This is a genomic window from Streptomyces aureus (assembly GCF_000725495.1).
In the GTDB taxonomy this organism is placed as follows: Bacteria; Actinomycetota; Actinomycetes; order Streptomycetales; family Streptomycetaceae; genus Streptomyces; species Streptomyces aureus_B.
The window spans coordinates 452,854-473,674 of record NZ_KL647039.1 but is presented as its reverse complement, the minus strand read 5'-3'; the positions used below and the strand labels follow the sequence as shown (position 1 = coordinate 473,674).

Sequence of the window (20,821 nt, the reverse complement as noted above, 5' to 3'; positions counted from 1 at the left end):
AGACCCGCTGGTCGCGCATCACGGGAGCGCCGAGAGGGAGTTCCCCGTCGCCCGTTCAGGTGCCGCGCCTTCCGTGACCGACCCGGCCCGTTCCGCTGTGCCCTGTATGGGAAGTGTCAAAGGCTCGCCGCTCCCCGTATGGGAGGTGTCAACGGCGGTCGCATCCGGCCGGTGAGGGGTTTTGCTCGGACTGTCCGTCCACACCCGCACCTCCCTAGGAGCTCACGATGGCCGATCTGGCCTTCGTCGTCACCACGATCGCGGTGTTCGCGCTGGTGGCCCTTGTCGCCAAGGGGGTGACGAAGCTGTGACCGCCGAAAACGTAGTCGGCCTGGTCGTGGCCGTCGCCCTGCTGGGCTATCTCGTCCTCGCCCTCATCTTCCCGGAGAGGTTCTGACCGTGACATCAGCTGCCACCGCAGCGGGCGACATGGGCTCCGTCCTCGCAGGCGTACTCCAGCTCGTCGCCCTCGTCGGCGCGCTGGCGCTCGTCCACGTGCCCGTCGGCACCTACATGGCCCGGGTCTACTCCTCCGAGAAGCACCTGCGGGTGGAGAGGTGGATCTACAAGGGCATCGGCGCCGACCCCGACGCGCAGATGCGCTGGCCCGCGTATCTGCGCGGTGTCCTCGCCTTCTCCGCGGTCGGCGTGCTGTTCCTCTATCTGCTCCAGCGGCTGCAGGGCGTGCTGCCGGGCTCGCTCCACTTCACCTCGGTCGGCCCGGCGCAGTCGTTCAACACGGCCGTGTCGTTCGTGACGAACACCAACTGGCAGTCGTACTACGGCGAGCAGACCATGGGGCATGTCGTGCAGACCGCCGGTCTGGCCGTGCAGAACTTCGTCTCCGCGGCGGTCGGCATGGCGGTCGCGGTGGCCCTGGTGCGTGGGTTCGCGCGGTCGCGGACCGGCGAGCTGGGCAACTTCTGGGCCGATCTGGTGCGCGGCACGCTGCGGATCCTGCTGCCGCTGTCCGTCGTCGCCGCGCTCGTCCTGGTGGCGTGCGGTGTGATCCAGAACTTCTCCGGCATCCACGAGGTCGGACAGTTCATGGGCAGCTCGCAGCAGTGGAACGGCGGCGCGGTCGCCTCGCAGGAGGCCGTCAAGGAGCTCGGCACGAACGGCGGCGGCTACTTCAACGCCAACTCCGCCCACCCCTTCGAGAATCCGACCCCGTTCTCGAACCTCTTCGAGATCTTCCTGATCCTGGTGATCCCCTTCTCCCTGACCCGGACCTTCGGCGTGATGGTCGGCTCGGTGAAGCAGGGGTACGCGATCCTCGCGACGATGGCCGCGATCTGGCTGGGCTTCACCGCCCTGATGATGTGGACGGAGTTCGCCCACCACGGCCCGGCGCTCCAGGCCGCGGGCGGCGCGCTGGAGGGCAAGGAGGTCCGCTTCGGCGTCGGCGGCTCCTCGATCTTCGCCGTGGCGACGACGCTGACCTCGACGGGCGCTGTGGACTCCTTCCACTCCTCGTTCACCGGGCTCGGCGGCGGCATCACGATGCTGGGGATGCAGCTCGGCGAGATCGCGCCCGGCGGCACCGGATCCGGCCTCTACGGCATGCTGATCATGGCGGTGATCGCGGTGTTCATCGCCGGTCTGATGGTCGGCCGCACGCCCGAGTACCTGGGCAAGAAGATCGGCGGCCGCGAGATGAAGCTCGCCGCCTGCTACATCCTGATCACCCCGGCCCTGGTGCTGGTGTTCACCGCCGCCTCCATGGCGCTGCCGACCCCGCGGCACTCGATGCTCAATCCCGGCGCGCACGGGTTCTCCGAGGTGCTGTACGCCTTCACCTCGGCGTCGAACAACAACGGTTCGGCCTTCGCCGGGCTGAACGCGAACACCGACTGGTTCAACACCATGACCGGGCTCGCGATGCTGCTGGGCCGCTTCCTGCCGATGGTGTTCGTCCTCGCGCTGGCCGGCTCGCTCGCCGGGCAGCGGCCGGTCCCGATGACCGCGGGCACCCTGCGCACCGAGAAGCCGCTGTTCACGGGGCTGCTGGTCGGCGCGATCCTGATCATCACCGGCCTGACCTACTTCCCGGCCCTCGCCCTGGGGCCGCTCGCCGAGGGGCTGGCGTCATGACGACCCCGACAGAGAACCCGACGACAGAGAACCCGGCCCGTACACGGAACCCGGCCCGTACACAGAACCCGGCCCGTACTGAGAACCAAGGGGACTCCATGTCCACAGCCACTCCCGCCCGGGCGCCGCACAGCGACGTCCCCGCGGGGCACAAGCCCGCCGAGGGCCGGGTCGGCACAGGTCTGTTCGACCCCGGGCAACTGGTCAGGTCGCTGCCGGACGCCTTCCGCAAACTCGACCCGCGGGTGATGGTCAAGTCGCCGGTCATGTTCGTGGTGTGGATCGGCTCCGTGCTGACCACCGTGTTCTCCTTCCAGCACCCGGGCGACTGGTTCGGCTGGACGATCAGCGCCTGGCTGTGGCTCACCGTCGTCTTCGCCAACCTGGCCGAGGCGGTCGCCGAGGGGCGCGGCAAGGCGCAGGCGGACACCCTGCGCAGGGCCAAGACCGACACGGTCGCGCGGCGACTGCTGACGGACGGCTCCGAGGAGCGGGTGCCAGGAACCGCGCTGACGATCGGCGACCTGGTCGTCTGCGAGGCCGGCGACACCATCCCCGGCGACGGGGACGTCGTCGAGGGCGTGGCCTCGGTGGACGAGTCGGCCATCACCGGCGAGTCCGCCCCGGTCATCCGGGAGTCCGGCGGGGACCGCTCCGCCGTCACCGGCGGCACGAAGGTCCTCTCCGACCGGATCGTCGTCAAGATCACGACCAGGCCCGGCGAGACCTTCATCGACCGGATGATCGCCCTGGTCGAGGGCGCGGCCCGGCAGAAGACGCCCAACGAGATCGCGCTGAACATCCTGCTGGCCTCGCTGACGATCGTCTTCCTGCTGGCCTGCGCCACGCTGCCGCCACTCGCGGACTACGCGGGCACCCGTCTCACGATGGTCGTGCTGGTGGCCCTGCTGGTCTGTCTGATCCCGACCACGATCGGCGCGCTGCTCTCCGCGATCGGCATCGCCGGCATGGACCGCCTGGTCCAGCGCAACGTGCTCGCCCTGTCCGGCCGGGCGGTCGAGGCCGCCGGTGACGTGTCGACGCTGCTCCTGGACAAGACCGGCACGATCACGCTCGGCAACCGGCGGGCCGCCGAGTTCGTGCCGGTCGCGGGGACGACCGAGGCCGAGGTCGCCGACGCCGCCCAGCTCTCCTCGCTCGCGGACGAGACTCCCGAGGGCCGCTCCGTCGTCGTCCTGGCCAAGGAGCGGTACGGGCTGCGCGAGCGGCACCAGGGCGAGCTCACCGGCGCCGAGTGGATCGCCTTCACCGCCCGGACCCGGATGTCCGGCGTGGACGTCGAGGGACGCAAGGTCCGCAAGGGCGCGGCCGGTTCGGTCGTCGCCTGGGTCCGGGAGCGGGGCGGCGCGGTCGCCGAGGACGCGGGTCCCCTCGCGGACCGGATCTCCGGGGCGGGCGGCACCCCGCTGCTCGTGGCCGTCGAGGACGCGCGCGGCGCCCGGGTCCTCGGTGTGATCCACCTCAAGGACGTCGTCAAGGAGGGCATGCGCGAACGGTTCGACGAACTGCGCCGCATGGGCATCAGGACGGTCATGATCACGGGTGACAACCCGCTGACCGCGAAGGCGATCGCCGAGGAGGCGGGCGTCGACGACTTCCTCGCCGAGGCCACCCCCGAGGACAAGATGGCGCTCATCAAGCGGGAACAGGCGGGCGGCAAGCTCGTCGCGATGACCGGCGACGGCACCAACGACGCCCCCGCGCTCGCCCAGGCCGACGTCGGCGTGGCCATGAACACCGGAACCTCGGCCGCCAAGGAGGCCGGGAACATGGTGGACCTGGACTCCGACCCCACCAAGCTCATCGAGATCGTCGAGATCGGCAAGCAACTGCTGATCACCCGGGGCGCGCTCACGACGTTCTCCATCGCCAACGACGTCGCGAAGTACTTCGCGATCATCCCGGCGCTGTTCGCCGCGGTCTACCCGGGCCTGGACAGGCTCAACATCATGCACCTGTCCTCGCCCGACTCCGCGATCCTCTCCGCGGTCGTCTTCAACGCGCTCGTCATCATCGCGCTGGTGCCGCTCGCCCTGAAGGGGGTGCGCTACCGCCCGACGAGCGCCGACAGGCTGCTCCGCCGCAACCTCGCCGTCTACGGCCTCGGCGGCCTGATCGCCCCGTTCGTCGGCATCAAGATCATCGACCTTCTCGTCTCCCTCGTCCCCGGGCTGTAACTCCTCGAAAGCGTGCTGACTGCCATGAACAACTCCGCGATCAACACGGCCCGGCTGCTCGGGGCGGGCCTGCGCGCCCTCCTCGTCCTGACCCTGGTGACCGGCGTCCTCTACCCGCTGGCGGTAACCGGCGTCGCACAAGGGCTGTTCGGGAACAAGGCGAACGGCTCCGAGATCACGGCGGACGGCAGGGTCGTCGGCTCGTCGCTGATCGGGCAGCCGTACGACCTGCCGTCGAAGAAGGGCCAGGAGACCCCCGAACCGGATCTGAAGTGGTTCCAGGGCCGCCCCGCGAACGGCCTCGGCACCAACTCCGTCAACACCCGGTACAAGCTGCTTCTGTCCGGTGCGACGAACCTCGCCGCCGACAACAAGGACCTCGTCCGGCAGGTCGAGGACGCCAAGGCCGCCGTGGTCGAGGACAACTCGGTGCCCGGCTACACGGTCAGGCCCTCCCAGGTCCCCGCCGACGCCGTCACCTCCTCCGGCTCCGGCCTCGACCCCGACATCTCCCCGCGGTACGCCGACCTCCAGGTCCACCGGGTCGCCGACCGCAACGGCCTCTCCGTCGCCCGGGTGAGGCAGTTGGTCGCCGACCACACCGAGGGCCGCACCCTCGGCTTCATCGGCGAACCCCGCGTCAACGTCCTCGAACTCAACGTCGCACTGCGGGAACTCGTGTCCCGGAGCTGACAACAGGCGCGCGAGAAAGGGGAGTCGGAACCCGGTCCCGCCGGGTGCCGGCTCCCCTTCCTGTGCGCACGGTCCGCAGGTCCGCGCCCGGTCCCGCCCGTCAGGCGAGGTGGGCGAAGACGACGAGGTTGTCGGTGTAGTCCTTGACCGAACGGTCGTAGGTGCCGGCGCAGGTGATGAGCCGGACCTCGGCGTCCGGGGTGTCTGCGTACACCCGGTCGTCCGGGAAGGCGTCCTTCGCGAAGGTCTCCGCGCTGTCGACGACGAACGACGCCGTCCGGCCGTCGGACCGCTCGACGCTGAAGGTGTCGCCCTTCTTCAGGTCGCCGAGCCCGGCGAACACGGCGGCGGAGGTCTTCGTGTCGACGTGGCCGGCGATGATCGCCGTCCCCACCTCGCCCGGGGAGACGCCCTTGGCGTACCAGCCGACCAGGTTCGTGTCGTTCGCGGGCGGGGGCTGGAGCCGGCCCGTGTCGTCGATGGAGAGCTCCGTGAAGGGCGCGTCCACCGAGATCTTCGGGATGTGCAGCCGGGTCGGCTCGGCCCGCGGGAGGTGCTTCCCGCCCGGGCGGTCGTTCGAGGGCGAGGCGGAGGAGAGAGGCGCGTGCGAGTGCGCGGGCGCCGCAGCGGCCGGGGCGGCGGGAGCGGGGCCGGAGGGTTCGTCCTGGCGGTGGAGCACGTTCGTGGCCAGCAGGACCGCGATACCGGCGCACCACACGACCCAGGTCGCACGGCGCCGGAAGGTCCGCTCGGGCGGCACGTGCGGGGTCTCGGCGGGAGAGGACAACCGGGCTGCCATCGGGTACCACCTCATCGGATCGGGGCAGCGGAGCGGACGGGTGGGGACAGCGGGAGCAACGGGGACCGGGGGAACAACGGGACCGGTGGGAGTTACGGGAACGGCAGAGGCAATGCGAACGGCAGAGGCAATGGGAACGGCAGGAGCGACGGGAACAGCAGCAGTAGGGGGGAGCGACAAGGGCGGTCTGGGTGGCGGGAGCGGGAGGGGACGGAGCCGTCGGGGGGACAGGGGCCGGGGGAGGGACCGGCCGGGCCGCCACGGGGTGAGTGGGTGGCGGCCCGGACCGCTATGTCGGCTATGTCGTCAGACATGGTCAGGCCACACCACCCTGGGCGTTCCTACGGCGCAGCATGTACACGCCCGCCGCGGCGAGGCCCAGGACCCCGACTCCGCCGGCCGTGACGCCGGACGTCGTGGCGAGACCGCCACCGCCGGTGTGCATGCCGCCGTGCGGCCGGTCCTCGGACTCCTTGCTGCCCGAGTCCCACGAGCCCTTGTCCGTCCCGGAGCTCCAGGAACCGCTGCCGTGCTCCGAGCTGCTGGAGGAGTCCTTGTCCTTGTAGGTCTCCGGGTCGTACTTCTTGTCGCCCTTCGAGGAGTCGTCCGTCTTGATGGACATCAGCGCGCCACCGCCGGTGTGCATGCCGCCTTCCGGCTTCTGGTGGTGCCAGGTGGGCTTGCCCTGGTCGCTGTCGTCCTTGCCGTGCTCCGCGCCGTAGCCGGAGTCCTCGTGCTCCTTGCCGGAGTCGGAGTGCTCCTTGCCGTAGCCGGAGTCTTCCTTGGAGGAAGAAGAGGAGGACGAGGAGGAAGAGGAGGAGTCGCTGTGGTCCCAGTCGCCGGACGCGGCGGCGTACGCGCCCGGGGCGCCGATCGCGAGGGCGGCGGTGGCCGTCGCGGCGGCCAGGAGCATGCGGGCAGATCGCATTGTCGGAGTCCTTCCGTCAGAACCAGGCAGCTGACCTCTTGTCAGCAGGCGAAAACCCGGTGCGACGTGATCCACCGTCAGCCCGATGTGCGCACCGCACCACTCGAGAGCCCCGCACGGCCCAGGGGGAAGGTCCTCCCGGGTGGTCGCCCGGGCGGCCGTCCAGGAGTGGCGCGACCGTTCTGACCTGGTATTTCATCGTCCTCGTCATGGCCGGAGCGGCCCGGATCGGCTCCGTACGCATGACCCGATCGGCGGCGACTCGTCTGCTTCGCGGGCTGCGCCGTGCGAGGGGTGCACCGTCAGATCCCTTTGTGGCGACGGCTCTTGTCTTGGGGGAGTCGTGGGAGATTCATGGGTGAGTCATGTCCTGGGAGAAGGGGGCGGCCGTGCGCGGCGAACGGAAGATCACGGTGGTGACCGGTGGCAGCCGGGGTATCGGCGCTGCCGTCTGCCGTCGGCTGGCCCTGGAGGGCCACGACGTCGTCATCGGCTACCGGTCCGGCCGGGAGGCGGCCGGGCAGGTGGCGGAGGCCGTCGTGGGCGCGGGCCGGCGCGGTCTGCCGGTGGCCGTGGACACGAGCGACCCCGTCGCGGTCGACGCGCTCTTCGACCGGGCGGCCGCCGAGCTGGGCCCGGTCACCGGGCTCGTGAACAACGCGGGCGTCAGCGGTCCCAACGGGCCGCTGGCCGACGCCGACCCCGAAGGCATGCGGGACGCCCTCGCGGTCAACGTCCTCGGCTATCTGCTCTGCGCGCGCCGGGCCGTGCGGGAGATGACCGCGGCCGGCGGGGGAGCGATCGTCAACGTCTCGTCCGCCGCGGCGACCCTGGGCAGCCCGGGGCAGTACGTCCACTACGCGGCGGCGAAGGCGGCCGTCGACACCCTGACCCTCGGTCTGGCCAAGGAGGTCGCGGCCGACGGGATCCGGGTGAACGGTGTCGCCCCGGGCACGGTCTGGACCGACTTCCACGAGGATCCGCAGCGCCCGGCCAAGGTCGCTGCCGTCGTCCCCATGGGCCGGGCGGGCCGGCCCGAGGAGATCTCCGGCGCGGTGGCCTGGCTCCTGTCGGACGACGCCTCGTACACGACGGGCGCGGTCCTGCGCGTCGCGGGCGGGCTCTAGTCGGGGGCGGTGGCGGGCTCCTGCGTACGGACTCCCTGGCGGTCCGGTCACCGGCCCGGAGCGCGGTCCGGTCACCGGCCCGGCGGGCGGTCCGGAGAATCGCCGGGCGGGAGGATCGGCCCACCGGTCCGGGGGCGGCGGTTCAGCCCACCGGTCCCGGGGCGGTCCGGGGCAGGGGCCCCGACACGGAGCCCGGCTCAGCGGTACCGGGGAACGGAAGAGGCGGGGTCCTGGGACCCCGCCCGCTGTCGTGGAGGACCCGGGATCAGGGCCAGACCAGGCAGTAGGGCTGGTGCCCCGCCTCGTGCAGCCGCTGGGAGAAGTCCTGCCACTCGTGCAGCAGCTGGTAGACGTTGAAGGCGTCGCGCGGACCGCCGCGGTCGGGGACCGTGGACCAGATGAAGGCGGCGGCGCCGACGGCCTCCTCGCCTATGCCGCGGATCGGGTCGACGACGGTCATCGGGAGCTTGACCACGGCGTAGTCGGGGTGCAGGACGACGAGCTCGAGCGGCGGCACCTTGTTCAGGGGGACGCCTTCTATGCCGGTGAGGACCATCGCGGCCATCGTCTCCGGCTTGATCTTGGTGAACATGCCGTTCATGCCGAGTTCGTCGCCGCCGAGCTCCTCGGGGCGCATCGAGATGGGGACCCTGGCGGCCGTCGCGCCGTCCGGCGCGCCGAAATATTTGTACGTCACCCCCACTCGGCCACCATTCCCGCTCTCCGCCCGCAGTCGTTCGACCGCGCGATCGATCCGCTCGTCGGGGTCACCCTGCGATCCCTGTACCTGGCCGGCTCTGCCGGCCGCTTCCTCCGCCTCACGCCGGTGCTTCCCCCGCCGGGCACGCCGAGGGTTGAGGTCATCGGTCCCCTCGCCCAGTCCACCGCGATGCATATCTCCACCCGACTGCTTTTCTAAGTCGCGCGACCCCCGCCACGCAACCCGATCATCGTGACAGTGACCTCCCCCACGGTCGCACGCCGAAACGTACGCCGAAATACCTGTCCGCGGGATCTTCGCGGCCCCTGAACGCCGTCGTTCATGTGAGCTGTCCGTTCGTGTCCCAGTTTCGCAGATGGCCGGGGTCCGGGACCCGGATGTCGTACCGGGCTCCGTCACACCGGCCCGGCGATGGCCGGGATCTTTCCTCTGCCGTGCCGTACGTCGGGCCGGGGCGCTCCGTTCACGCCGCCCCGTTCTTCCCCTCACGGCGCACGGGGGCCGCTGGCCTACCCTGAGGAGGTCACTAGCCCCCCGGAGTCGGAGACGTCGCAGGTCATGACCGAACTGCCTTATCCCTACGAAGCCCCAGCCTCGCAGTCGCTGTTCGACCGTGCGGCGGTCGTCACACCAGGTGGCGTGAATTCTCCGGTGCGGGCCTTCCGCGCCGTGGGCGGTACGCCCCGGTTCATGGTGTCCGGTACCGGTCCGTATCTGACCGACGCCGACGGCCGTGAGTACGTTGACCTCGTCTGCTCCTGGGGTCCGATGATCCTCGGGCACTCCCACCCCGAGGTCATCGCCGCCGTGCAGGCGGCCGTCGCGCGCGGTACGTCCTTCGGCACGCCCGGTGAGGGGGAGGTCGCCCTCGCCGAGGAGATCGTCGCCCGCATCGAGCCCGTCGAGCAGGTCCGGCTCGTCTCCAGCGGCACCGAGGCGACCATGTCGGCCATCCGGCTCGCCCGCGGGTTCACCCGGCGCACGAAGGTGATCAAGTTCGCCGGTTGCTACCACGGCCACGTCGACTCGCTGCTCGCCGCGGCCGGCAGCGGGCTGGCGACCTTCGCGCTGCCCGACACGCCCGGTGTGACCGGCGCCCAGGCGGCCGACACCATCGTCCTGCCGTACAACGACCTCGAGGCCGTGCAGGCCGCCTTCCACGCACACCCGGGCGAGATCGCCTGTGTGATCACCGAGGCCTCGCCCGGCAACATGGGCGTGGTGCCGCCGGCGCCCGGCTTCAACCAGGGTCTGAAGGACGCCTGCGCGAAGAACGGCGCCCTGTACATCTCCGACGAGGTCATGACCGGCTTCCGTACCAGCCGGGCCGGCTGGTACGGGATCGACGGGGTGCGCCCCGACCTGATGACCTTCGGCAAGGTCATGGGCGGCGGCTTCCCGGCCGCCGCGTTCGGCGGCCGCGCGGACGTGATGGCCCACCTCGCGCCGGCCGGGCCGGTGTACCAGGCGGGCACGCTCTCGGGCAATCCCGTCGCCACCGCCGCCGGGCTCGCGCAGCTGCGGCTGCTCGACCAGGCCGCGTACGACAAGGTCGACGCGGTGTCGGCGCGGATCCAGGAGCTGGTGACCGAGGCGCTCGCCAAGGAGGGTGTGACCCACCGTCTGCAGCGCGCCTCCAACATGTTCTCGGTCTTCTTCACGGGCCGTGAGGTGCGCGACTACGAGGGGGCGAAGGCGCAGGAGTCCTTCCGCTACACCGCGTTCTTCCACGCGATGCTGGCGCAGGGCGTCTACCTGCCGCCGTCCTCGTTCGAGTCGTGGTTCGTGTCGACGGCCCACGACGACCAGGCGGTTCAGCGGATCGCCGACGCCCTTCCGGCGGCGGCACGGGCAGCGGCGGAGGCCACGGCATGAGCGAGACCAGCGGGAAGAACGGCGCGGGGGACATCACCGTCGTCCACCTGATGCGGCACGGCGAGGTCGCCAACCCGGAGGGGGTGCTGTACGGGCGGCTGCCCGGCTATCACCTGTCCGAGCTGGGGCGGCAGATGGCGGACCGGGTGGCCGAGCACCTGGCCTCGCGCGATGTCACGCATGTCGTGGCCTCGCCGCTGGAGCGGGCGCAGGAGACGGCCACGCCGATCGCCAAGGCCCACGGGCTCGATCTGGCGACCGACGGGCGGCTCATCGAGGCCGACAACGTCTTCCAGGGCAAGACCTTCGGGGTCGGGGACGGCGCGCTGCGGCGGCCGGAGAACTGGAAGCACCTGGTCAACCCGTTCAAGCCGTCCTGGGGCGAGCCGTACGTGGACCAGGTGGTCCGCATGATGGGGGCGCTGGACGCGGCCAAGGACGCGGCGCGCGGGCACGAGGCGGTGCTGGTGAGCCATCAGCTGCCGATCTGGATCGTGCGCAGCTACGCGGAGAAGCGGCGGCTGTGGCACGACCCGCGCAAGCGGCAGTGCACCCTGGCCTCGCTGACGACGTTCACCTATCGCGGCGACAAGATCGTGTCCGTGGGGTACACCGAGCCCGCGCGGGATCTGGTGCCGGCTCATCTCCTCGCGGGCGCCAAGCCGGTGAAGGGGAAGGACAAGGCGTTCGGGGCCTGAGCGGCCGTCAGGGGGACCGGGCGAAGAACCGGTCCAATCGGGCGCATCTTCGTAAAATCATATAAATCCGAGCGCGTTAAACGGAACCCCGGTCTTCGTCGTGCCCTCTCATGGGATACAAGCTGAGAGTCAGCTGAGAGGGTGCGATGAAAAGAGGACCGTATGCGCGACGTCAGCCGAAGGGGAATGATCGGCCTCGGTGCGGGTGCGGCGACCGCGTTCGGACTCGCCGCGTGCGGTACCACCTCCGGTAAGGACGCCAAGCGGCATCCCGACAGCTCCGCGTCCGCCGGAACCGGCCGGCCCGGTGCCCCGAAGAAGCCGACCATGCGGCTCATCGGCGACGGCTCCACCGCCTTCACCGGCAAGCAGCCGCGCCAGCCGGCCGCGCCCGTGCCGCTGGAGCCCGGCGAGACCCCGCCGCAGTTCGTGGTCTTCTCCTGGGACGGGGCCGGAGAGGTCGGCACCGGCCTCTTCGACCGCTTCCTGCGGCTCGCCAGGGAGAACGACGCGCACATGACGTTCTTCCTCTCCGGGCTGTACCTGCTGCCCGAGTCGAAGAAGCGCCTCTACGACCCGCCGAACAACCCGCGCGGCGCGTCGGACATCGGCTACCTCAGCGACGAGCACGTCCGCTCCACCCTGAAGCTGGTCCGTCAGGCCTGGCTCGACGGCCACGAGATCGGCACCCACTTCAACGGGCACTTCTGCGGCGGCTCCGGCTCCGTCGGCAACTGGACGGCCCGGCAGTGGACCAGCGAGATCGAACAGGCCAAGTCCTTCGTCACCGAGTGGCGCACCAACACCGGCTGGACCGACCTGCCGCCGCTGCCCTTCGACTACGAGAAGGAACTGATCGGCGCCCGCACCCCCTGTCTGCTCGGCCAGAACAGCCTGCTGCCCGCCGCCAGGGAACTGGGCTGGCGCTACGACGCCTCCTCGCCCGGCGGCGTCCAGCGCTGGCCGCAGAAGAAGGAAGGGCTGTGGGACCTGCCCCTGCAGGCCATGCCCTTCCCCGGGCACCGCTTCGAGGTCCTCTCGATGGACTACAACATCCTCGCCAACCAGTCGATCGCCACCACCCGGGCGCCCTCGTACAACTACCCGGGCTGGCGCACCCAGGCGTCCGCGTCCTACGTGGCCGGGTTCAAGCGGGCGTACGAGACGAACCGGGCGCCCTTCTTCATCGGCAACCACTTCGAGGAGTGGAACGGCGGCATCTACATGGACGCCGTCGAGCACGTCTTCACGCACATCGCACAGGAGAAGCAGAAGGGCGCCGACGTGCGCATGGTCTCCTTCCGCCAGTTCGTGGACTGGCTGGACGTCCAGAAGCCCGAGGTGCTGGCGAAGCTCCAGGCCATGGACGTGGCCGAGGAGCCCGTCGGTGGCTGGCACCGCTACCTCCGGGGGCAGGCCGCCTGAAATGGGGGTTTCCACCCGCAAGGGGGGTGCGGAAGATCCCCGAAACGGGCATGCGAAACTTTTCACATGAGTGCCGCCTGCCGCGCAGACCAGCGCCCGAACCGCCCCCGCGTCGCCCTGTACACCGCGGGGGCCGCCCTTGCCGCGCTCCTGCTGTCCGCCTGCGGATCCGGCGGCACCTCCGGTGGCGGCGGCGGCAACAACTTCGTCAAGGGCAAGGACGGCATCTCCACCGTCGCCAAGGGCTCCCGGGACACGGCCCCCGACCTCTCGGGCAAGACGGTCGACGGCAAGCACATCGACGTCGCCGACTACAAGGGCAAGGTCGTCGTCCTCAACGTGTGGGGCTCCTGGTGCCCGCCGTGCCGCGCCGAGACGCCCAACCTCGTGAAGGTCGCCAAGGCCACCGCGGGGCAGGGCGTGCAGTTCGTCGGCATCAACACGCGGGACGCCAGCACCTCCCTGCCCCGGGCCTTCGAGGAGGAGCAGAAGGTCCCGTACCCCAGCCTGTACGACCCGACGGGCAAGCTGATGCTGCGCTTCAAGAAGGGCACGCTCAACCCGCAGACGATCCCCTCCACGATCATCATCGACCGGGACGGGAAGATCGCGGCGCGTACGCTCCAGGCGCTCAGCGAGGACAAGCTGCACGAGATGCTCGACCCCGTCCTCGCGGAGAAGTGACCGCCGTGTCCCTGCTCCAGACGACCACGACCCTCGCCGCCTCGACCGACATGAACACCACGGTCTACAGCGGCGCCCTGCTGCTCGCGCTGCCCATCGCGGTGCTCGGCGGGCTCGTCTCCTTCTTCTCGCCGTGCGTCCTGCCCCTCGTGCCCGGCTATCTGTCCTACGTCACGGGGGTCAGCGGCACGGACCTGGCCGAGGCCCGGCGCGGCCGGATGGTCGCGGGCGCCAGCCTCTTCGTGTTCGGCTTCACCGCCGTGTTCGTCTCCGGCGGGGCGCTGTTCGGCTACTTCGGCTCGACGCTGCACGAGTACAACGGCACGCTCGGCAAGGTCCTCGGCGCGCTGATGATCGCGCTGGGCGTCTTCTTCATGGGGCTGATGCCCTGGCTCACCCAGCGTGAGTTCCGCTTCCACAAGCGGCCGGTGACCGGGCTCGCGGGGGCGCCGATACTGGGCGCCCTGTTCGGCATCGGCTGGACGCCGTGCCTCGGCCCCACACTCACCTCCGTCAACATGCTCTCGATGGACCAGGCGAGCGCCGGGCGCGGGGCCATACTGACGGTCGCCTACTGTCTCGGTCTCGGCGTGCCCTTCGTCCTCGCCGCGGTCGCCTTCCGCAAGGCGCTCGGCGCGTTCGGCTGGGTGAAGCGGCACTACGCGTGGGTGATGCGGATCGGCGGCGGAATGATGATCGTGACCGGCCTGCTCCTGCTCACCGGTGCCTGGGACGGCATCGTGCAGCAGATGCAGAGCTGGTCCGAAGGCTTCACGGTAGGGATCTGATCCATGAGCAGCACTGACACCGGCAAGACGACCGGCCCGGCCGGCGCCGGGGAACCGGCCGGCGAGGACGTCCTGGCCTCCCGGGAGCCGGCGGACGCCCACGAGATCGGCGAGGCCGGGGCGCAGCTGTCCACCGCGCCCGTGGAGACCGCGATGCCCGGCTCCTTCGGCGGCTCCCGGGCCCCCGGGGCCGCCGGATGGATCGCCTGGACCGCCCGCGAGGTCACCGGCTGGGCGCGCTGGATCTGGCGCCAGCTCACCTCGATGCGGGTCGCGCTGATCCTGCTCTTCCTGCTGTCGCTCGGCGCCATCCCCGGATCGCTGATCCCGCAGTCCGGCACCGACGCGGACAAGGTGCAGGCGTTCAAGGACGCGCACAGCGTGCTCGGCCCGCTGTACGACCGGCTCGGCCTGTTCCACGTGTACAGCTCGGTGTGGTTCTCCGCGATCTACATCCTGCTGTTCGTCTCGCTCATCGGCTGCATCGTGCCCCGCACCTGGCAGTTCGTCGGACAGCTGCGCGGCCGTCCGCCGGGCGCCCCCAAGCGGCTGACCCGGCTGCCCGCGTACACGACCTGGCGCACCGCCGCGGAGCCCGAGCAGGTCCGCGAGATCGCACTGAAGGTCCTGAAGGAGAAGCGGTTCCGGGCCTACGCCGACAAGGACTCCGTCGCCGCGGAGAAGGGCTACCTGCGCGAGACCGGCAACCTGCTCTTCCACATCGCGCTGATCGTGATGCTCGTAGCCTTCGCCTGGGGCCAGCTCTTCAAGTCCGAGGGCGACAAGCTGATCGTCGAGGGCGACGGCTTCTCCAACTCGCTCCTGTCCTACGACGACTTCAAGTCCGGCAGCCTCTTCAGCCTCGACGACCTGACCCCGTTCAGCTTCGACCTGAAGAACTTCACCGGCACCTACGAGCGGACCGGCCCCAACAAGGGCACGCCCCGCACGTACCAGGCGGACCTCACCTACAGCGAGGGCGCCTACGGCAAGGAGCGCCGGACCGTCGTCAAGGTCAACGAGCCGCTCGTGATCGGTGACACGAAGGTCTATCTGACCGCCCACGGCTACGCGCCCACCGTGACCGTCCGCGACGGCAAGGGCAAGGTCGTCTTCCACGAGGCCGTGCCGCTGCTGCCGCTCGACTCCAACGTCACCTCGCAGGGCGCCATCAAGGTCATGGACGGCTACCGGAACGCGAAGGGCGCGACCGAACAGCTCGGCTTCTCGGCCTTCTTCGTGCCGACCTTCGCCGGGGCGGGCAAGGGCGACATGTTCTCCCAGTTCCCCGCGCTCGACTACCCCGTGCTGGCGCTGAGCGGCTTCCACGGCAGCCTCGGTGTCGACGCCGGCCTCCCGCAGAACGTGTACCAGCTCGACACGAGCCACATGAAGCAGTTCAAGGACGCCAAGGGCGAGATCGTCAAGGCGCGGCTGCGGCCGGGCGAGACGATGACGCTGCCGGACGGCGCCGGTTCGATCACCTTCGACAAGGACATCAAGGAGTGGGCGAACTTCCAGGTCACCCAGCAGCCCGGCAGTGACTGGGCGCTGGCCGGGGCGGTCGCCGCGATCTTCGGACTCGCCGGTTCGCTGTTCATCCAGCGCCGCCGCGTCTGGGTGCGGGCGACCACCGGCGACGACGGGGTCACCGTCGTCGAGATGGCCGGGCTCGGCCGCAGCGAGTCCGCGAAGCTTCCCGAGGAGCTCGGCGACCTGGCCGCGCTCGTGCACGAACAGGCACCCACCAAGCCCGACGAAGACGCGGCACCCACCGACGCCGACGCCGAACCCCCCGTACCCGCCGCTGAAGGGTCCAAGAAGCAGTGACGCTTGCCACCGCACACGACCTGGGCGCCGTGACCGAACTGGCCACCGCGACCAACGAACACCTCGCCAACATCAGCAACACGCTGATCTACTCCGCGATGGCCGTCTACACCCTGGCCTTCTTCGCCTTCATCGCCGAGTGGCTCTTCGGCAGCCGCAGCAAGGTCGCCCGCACGGCCAGCGCGCTCACCGCGAAGGACGCGACGGCGGGGGCCGCGGCTCCCGCGGTCACCGTGCAGAGCGCCGGCGGCACCACGGTGCTGGAGCGGCCGAAGGTCGTCACCCGCTCCGCGGCGGGCGCGCGTGACGTGCCCGACGGGCCCGGCGCCCACGGCGGCGACGAGCAGGGCGACCTGTACGGACGCATCGCCGTGTCCCTCAGCGTGCTGGCCTGGGGCGTCGAGGCGGCCGGTGTGCTCGCCCGCGCCCTGTCGGTGCAGCGGGCCCCCTGGGGCAACATGTACGAGTTCAACATCACCTTCTCCACCGTGGCGGTCGGGGTCTTCCTCGTCCTGCTCGCGCTGAAGAAGAACGTGCGCTGGCTCGGCCTCCCCCTGATCACCACGGTCCTGCTGGACCTCGGTCTCGCCGTCACCGTCCTGTACACCGCGAGCGACCAGCTGGTCCCCGCGCTGCACTCGTACTGGCTGTACATCCACGTCTCGACGGCGATCCTGTGCGGCGCCGTCTTCTACGTGGGCGCCGTCGGCACGATCCTGTACCTGTTCAAGGACTCCTACGAGAACAAGCTCGTGCGCGGCGGGACGCCCGGCACCTTCGCCACCTCCGTCATGGAGCGGCTGCCCTCCGCGGCCTCGCTCGACAAGTTCTCCTACCGCGTGAACGCGGCCGTCTTCCCGCTGTGGACGTTCACGATCATCGCGGGCGCGATCTGGGCGGGCGACGCCTGGGGCCGCTACTGGGGCTGGGACCCCAAGGAGACCTGGGCGTTCATCACCTGGGTCGCCTACGCCTGTCACCTGCACGCGCGGGCCACGGCCGGCTGGAAGGGCCGCAAGGCCGCCTACATCGCCCTGATCGCCTTCGGCTGCTGGCTGTTCAACTACTACGGCGTCAACATCTTCGTCGGCGGCAAGCACTCCTACGCGGGAGTCTGACCTCCCTCTCGCGCCAAGGCCGGCCCTCGTGACCCCGTCACGGAGGCCGGCCTTTTCCATGGGGCGGTGAGCCCCTGCCGGTGTCCGCCGCGTCAGGACGGGGGCAGACACTGCGCCGCCGGCGGCTTCCCGTCCGGCCAGGCGATCCGTACGAAGCGGGCGCGGCTGTCGTGGGTCAGTTCCACGACGGGCACGGCCTTGTCGTACGGGTTCCCGTGGGCGTCCAGACAGATCCACCCGCTCGCGCCGTTCACCCGCAGCTGCGCGCCCTTCACCTGGGGCCACTGCAGGCCGACGTCCGCGAGCGCGGGGATCCGCCCGGTCGGCGAGGCCCCGCGGATCCCGCGCACCGCCAGCCGCGTCGCGTCGTAGGCGATGATCAGCTGGCCGTCGTCGAGGGAGACCGGGCCGATCGGGCCGACCGGCTCCCGTACGGCGCTGTCCAGCAGACGCGTCAGCACCTTCGCGTCGGCCGCGCTGCCGCCGGTCCGCGCGGTGTCCTTCAGCCAGGCGTCCGGATGGGCCAGGGAGGTGTAGCGCACGGTCAGCCGGGGGTCCTTCACCGCGGCGGGGTCGAGGTCCTTGTCGCCCGCGAGGTAGGAGCCCTCGTCGCCGGTGAGCACGGTGAAGCGGCGGTCCGAGCAGCCCCGGGCGCCGAGCGCGTTGATGAACTGCCGCAACTGGGTGTGCCGGCCGGCGAACAGGACGGTGTCCGTGGTCTTCGGGGTGTTGCACAGGATGGTGGCGATCTGTGCGAAGACGTTGGCGGTGCTGCCCTCCTTGCTGCGGTCGGCGGGCGGGGTGAAGGGCTGGGCCTCGTAGCGGGCGCCCTTCAGCATCTTCTCGAACGACGTCTGGAGCGTGCGGGTGTAGGGGTCGCCGGTCCGGTCGTAGACGAGGAAGGCGCTGGCCGCCGACACCTTGGCGAAGGAGGCGAGGGCGCGTGCCTCGTCGGTGTTGGTCGGCGAGACCCGGGCGAGCCCCGGGAAGGGGTCCGTGCCGTCCTGTCCGTTGGCGAGACTGTCGGCGGTGATCGAACTCCCTATCACCGGGATGCCCCGCCGGGTCAGCTCCGCGACCGCCTTCCTGTTGTTGTCGGTGCTCATCCCGACCCCGGTCACCGCGCGCAGCCGGTCCGGCCCCTTCGCCATCCGGTCCAGCGCGTCGACCGTGTACCGCCAGGAGGCGCCGGTGGCACCGGGGTTGGCGAGCACGAGCCGGATCTTCGGCTTCAGTCCGGTCGTGTCGTGGTTGGCCTGGTACTGCGCCAGATACGCGCCCTGGAGTTCGTGCTGGACGTCGGCGAGGTTGTCGGCGTCGGTCGCGGTGAAGGGTTCGAGCAGTGCGACGGTGACGTAACTGCCGGGCGCCAGGCGGTGGTTCTCCCGGTTGATCGCCCGGACGGTGGCGCTGAACCGCGCGCGTCCGAAGGCGTACGTCGTCCAGGAGACGCCGACGCACTCGTCGCCGCCCTCGGGCTGGACGACCCCGGGGGCGCAGGACCGGTCCACCCGCGCGGCCGTCATCCCGCCCCAGGCGCCGAGGCCCACCAGGGCGGCCGCGAGCGTCAGGGCGACATACCTGCGGAAACGAATCTCCCAGATGTCCTCGCGCAGCCACACCCACAAGCGGGCCATCACCGCCCTCCTTCCTCGTCGTCCGGGACCCGCAGCGGCCGTCCGGCCAGCGCGTCCGCGGGCCAGTCCCGCGAGGCCCGCCACAGCAGGGCGTTGCCCGCGGGCCGCAGGTTCGACAGCTGTTCCAGTTCGAAGCGCAGCCGCTCGGCCACCCTCGGGTCGGGCAGCACCAGCGGGTCGGTCAGCTGCCACACGGCGTGCAGCAACCGCCGTACCCGCAGGTGCAGTACGGGGTCCACGTCCGGGGGCGGCCGGTGCGCGGCGTCCGTGCGGCCGAGGGCGACGGAGGCCCGGTGGTCCCGGCCCTCGACGTCACGGCCGTCCGGGCCGTGCGCGTGGTAGTAGGGCGCCGAGGCGATGAACAGGAGCGCGGACAGCCAGTCGCGGGTCTCGTGCAGGGGGAAGGTGTCGCGCAGCTGGGCCACCGCGAAGTCGGCCTTGCCGAGCGCGAGTTCGTGGTGCAGCCGATAGCGACCGCCGTCGGCGCCGGCGCTCTCGCCGAGGTCCTGGTAGTGGTCGACGAGGGCGCGGTGCACCGCCTGCCACCGTTCGTGGCCGGGGTCGTCGTGGTGCAGCCGCAGCAGCAGGAGCGCGCGCAGGAAGGGATCGCCGACGAAGTGTCCCGGCGCCGTCGTCCAGCCCTCCGCGGTGAGCCGTTCCTCCAGTCCGAGGACGCCCGACGTGCCGAAGTCCTCGGGCAGCCGGGCCTGGGCCAGCGAGCACGCCGAGTCGCGGTCGTGGGCCGCGGCCAGCACGGCCAGCTCGTCGAGCCGGCCGCCGGGGACGAGCCGGCCGAGGAGCTCCTGGTACGCGGGGCGGCCGGCCCGGTCCTCGTGCGGGGCCACGTCCGCGGTCAGCAGCGCGCCCAGGGAGTCGGCGCCGTCGGGGAGGTTCTGCCGGACCGAGGCGGCCAGCAGGGTGATGCCGAGCGGGCTGCCTCCCGTCAGCCGGTGGGTGGCGTGCGGCAGCTGTGGCGGTACGGCGACCGGCCCGGCGAGGTCTCCGGACGCGGTGTCCATGAGGTGCAGGGTGTCGTCCGGGGTCAGCGGCGGCAGCGTGACGAGCAGGGCCCGTGAGGAGGGGGAGGTGCCGGGCCGCCAGTCGGTGGCCCGGGCCGTCTCGGGCAGGGCGAGGCGGCCCGCGTTGCGCAGTGCCGGGTGCGCGGGGCCGCGCAGCGCCGTGAAGAACACGGCCTGGTCCTCGACTCCCTCGGCGCGGTCGCTCAGAACGGCCTCCAGGATGCCGAGGCCCGCGGGTTCCTGGACGTTGTCGATCAGCAGGACCGGGCGTCCCCGCCGGTGCGAACGCTGGACGACGCCCGCGTAGGCGTCGTCCAGGTCGGCCAGCAGCGCCCGTACGAGATGGCGCTCGGCGTGTCTTCGGGAGCCTCCGCCCGCCCGGAAGTGCCGGGAGAGCAGGATCAGCGCGAGCTTGGGGCTGCCGCCCGCGTTCGGGTAGTCGCGGTACCAGGCGGCGGCCCTGCGCAGTCTGCGGTGGGCGGGGGAGACGCCCTCGGTGAACGCCTCCAGGGTGGCCTCGATGATGGGCTCCACGACCGGACCCGTGCCGCTCATGGAGGCGATGAGCTTGGAGATCACCTTGCTCACCCAGCGGCCCGCGAATCCCGACAGCCAGCTCTCGGTCTCGCTGAGCAGCAGGATGCGCTCCGCCTCCTGCCGGATGCGCGGGAGGTCGCGGTCGCTCCAGCCGCCCGCCGCCACCGCCAGCAGCCCCGACGACAGCCGCGGGAACCCGATCCGTCCGGCACCCTTCACCGGTTCGGCGAGCTGTTCGGCGGCCGTGGTGAGCGCCTGTCCCACCGGTGACCAGGACTCGGGCGGACGGTCCGCGGGCGGCGCGGCGAACTGCGGTTCCTCGCCGTCGAGGAGGGCGGTCGGGGTGTGTCCGCGGTAGGCCTCGCGCAGGGCCAGGAGCACGGCGGTCTTGCCCAGCCCCCGGCCGCCCGTGAAGACCACGAAGGGCGGCTCCGCGGGGTGTTCGTAGGGTGTGGCGCGCAGCTGGAACGGACGCAGACCGACCAGTCGTGACGCGAGTCCGGGCGGATCGGTGTCGAAGAGCGCCCCCCGCCCGTGCAGCCCTGTGTGCACCGCATCTCCCCCTTGGTCCGCGGTTCGGTCCATATGTGCTGCTGTGAGGTGTATCAACAACAGTTTAAGAAGGGGGAGTTGGTTCGGGATAGAGCGAT

17 protein-coding genes are annotated in these 20,821 nt (G+C 70.9%); 12 read left to right on the top strand and 5 right to left on the bottom strand.

All coding sequences use genetic code 11. The annotated features are described in order from the left end of the window. The first annotated feature begins 307 nt into the window (after positions 1-307). The 4 genes from kdpF to IO36_RS38405 all read left to right on the top strand — a co-directional run bounded on the left by kdpF (position 308) and on the right by IO36_RS38405 (position 4,985). Positions 308-397 carry a K(+)-transporting ATPase subunit F gene (gene kdpF, locus IO36_RS43940; protein ID WP_009326374.1) on the top strand — a complete coding sequence of 30 codons (90 nt, stop codon included), beginning with the start codon at positions 308-310 and terminating at the stop codon, positions 395-397. Positions 398-429: 32 nt separating this feature from the next. Further along, positions 430-2,094 carry a potassium-transporting ATPase subunit KdpA gene (gene kdpA / locus IO36_RS38415; RefSeq protein WP_037627320.1) on the top strand — a complete coding sequence of 555 codons (1,665 nt, stop codon included), beginning with the start codon at positions 430-432 and terminating at the stop codon, positions 2,092-2,094. A gap of 98 nt (positions 2,095-2,192) precedes the next feature. After that, a complete protein-coding gene (gene kdpB, locus IO36_RS38410) occupies positions 2,193-4,292 on the top strand; it encodes a potassium-transporting ATPase subunit KdpB (protein ID WP_037627318.1) in 2,100 nt (699 codons plus the stop codon). A 24-nt stretch (positions 4,293-4,316) separates the two neighbouring features. Beyond that, entirely contained in the window at positions 4,317-4,985 is a 669-nt protein-coding gene (locus IO36_RS38405; RefSeq protein WP_209441331.1) for a potassium-transporting ATPase subunit C, read from the top strand. A gap of 100 nt (positions 4,986-5,085) precedes the next feature. Here IO36_RS38405 and IO36_RS38400 read toward each other — a convergent pair whose 3' ends face one another. Both IO36_RS38400 and IO36_RS38395 read right to left on the bottom strand, forming a co-directional pair. Continuing rightward, positions 5,086-5,784: a class F sortase gene (locus IO36_RS38400; RefSeq protein WP_037627313.1), complete on the bottom strand. Its 699-nt coding sequence runs from the start codon at positions 5,782-5,784 to the stop codon at positions 5,086-5,088. A 316-nt stretch (positions 5,785-6,100) separates the two neighbouring features. Continuing rightward, a complete protein-coding gene (locus tag IO36_RS38395) occupies positions 6,101-6,712 on the bottom strand; it encodes a hypothetical protein (RefSeq protein ID WP_037627311.1) in 612 nt (203 codons plus the stop codon). A 365-nt stretch (positions 6,713-7,077) separates the two neighbouring features. Between IO36_RS38395 and IO36_RS38390 the strand changes: the two genes are divergently transcribed. Continuing rightward, on the top strand, positions 7,078-7,839 hold the full coding sequence (locus tag IO36_RS38390; protein WP_051901251.1) for an SDR family NAD(P)-dependent oxidoreductase: 762 nt from the start codon (positions 7,078-7,080) through the stop codon (positions 7,837-7,839). Positions 7,840-8,104: 265 nt separating this feature from the next. Here IO36_RS38390 and IO36_RS38385 read toward each other — a convergent pair whose 3' ends face one another. Next, positions 8,105-8,542: a hypothetical protein gene (locus tag IO36_RS38385; RefSeq protein WP_037627309.1), complete on the bottom strand. Its 438-nt coding sequence runs from the start codon at positions 8,540-8,542 to the stop codon at positions 8,105-8,107. 576 nt (positions 8,543-9,118) lie between these two features. On the opposite strand from IO36_RS38385, the gene hemL reads away from it, so the two are divergent. The 7 genes from hemL (at position 9,119) to ccsB (ending at position 16,978) form a co-directional block, all read left to right on the top strand. Next, positions 9,119-10,435, top strand: a complete 1,317-nt coding sequence (gene hemL, locus IO36_RS38380) for a glutamate-1-semialdehyde 2,1-aminomutase (protein ID WP_037627307.1) — start codon at positions 9,119-9,121, stop codon at positions 10,433-10,435. Beyond that, complete coding sequence (locus tag IO36_RS38375) at positions 10,432-11,133, top strand: histidine phosphatase family protein (protein WP_037627304.1); 702 nt, start codon at positions 10,432-10,434, stop codon at positions 11,131-11,133. The genes hemL and IO36_RS38375 overlap by 4 nt, the downstream gene beginning before the upstream one ends. A 162-nt stretch (positions 11,134-11,295) precedes the next feature. Next, complete coding sequence (locus tag IO36_RS38370; protein WP_107065900.1) at positions 11,296-12,558, top strand: polysaccharide deacetylase family protein; 1,263 nt, start codon at positions 11,296-11,298, stop codon at positions 12,556-12,558. A 66-nt stretch (positions 12,559-12,624) separates the two neighbouring features. Continuing rightward, a complete protein-coding gene (locus IO36_RS38365) occupies positions 12,625-13,242 on the top strand; it encodes a TlpA family protein disulfide reductase (protein ID WP_037627301.1) in 618 nt (205 codons plus the stop codon). 50 nt (positions 13,243-13,292) lie between these two features. Further along, on the top strand, positions 13,293-14,030 hold the full coding sequence (locus IO36_RS38360) for a cytochrome c biogenesis CcdA family protein (RefSeq protein ID WP_037627558.1): 738 nt from the start codon (positions 13,293-13,295) through the stop codon (positions 14,028-14,030). 3 nt (positions 14,031-14,033) lie between these two features. After that, on the top strand, positions 14,034-15,860 hold the full coding sequence (gene resB / locus IO36_RS38355) for a cytochrome c biogenesis protein ResB (RefSeq protein WP_078943693.1): 1,827 nt from the start codon (positions 14,034-14,036) through the stop codon (positions 15,858-15,860). After that, positions 15,857-16,978: a c-type cytochrome biogenesis protein CcsB gene (gene ccsB, locus IO36_RS38350; RefSeq protein ID WP_051901250.1), complete on the top strand. Its 1,122-nt coding sequence runs from the start codon at positions 15,857-15,859 to the stop codon at positions 16,976-16,978. The genes resB and ccsB overlap by 4 nt, the downstream gene beginning before the upstream one ends. Before the next feature lie 92 nt (positions 16,979-17,070). On the opposite strand, the gene IO36_RS38345 is transcribed toward ccsB, so the two are convergent. Beyond that, on the bottom strand, positions 17,071-18,615 hold the full coding sequence (locus IO36_RS38345; RefSeq protein ID WP_037627299.1) for an ABC transporter substrate-binding protein: 1,545 nt from the start codon (positions 18,613-18,615) through the stop codon (positions 17,071-17,073). Then, positions 18,615-20,756: a hypothetical protein gene (locus tag IO36_RS38340; protein WP_051901249.1), complete on the bottom strand. Its 2,142-nt coding sequence runs from the start codon at positions 20,754-20,756 to the stop codon at positions 18,615-18,617. Before IO36_RS38340 ends, IO36_RS38345 begins: the two co-directional genes overlap by 1 nt. Positions 20,757-20,821: the final 65 nt, after the last annotated feature.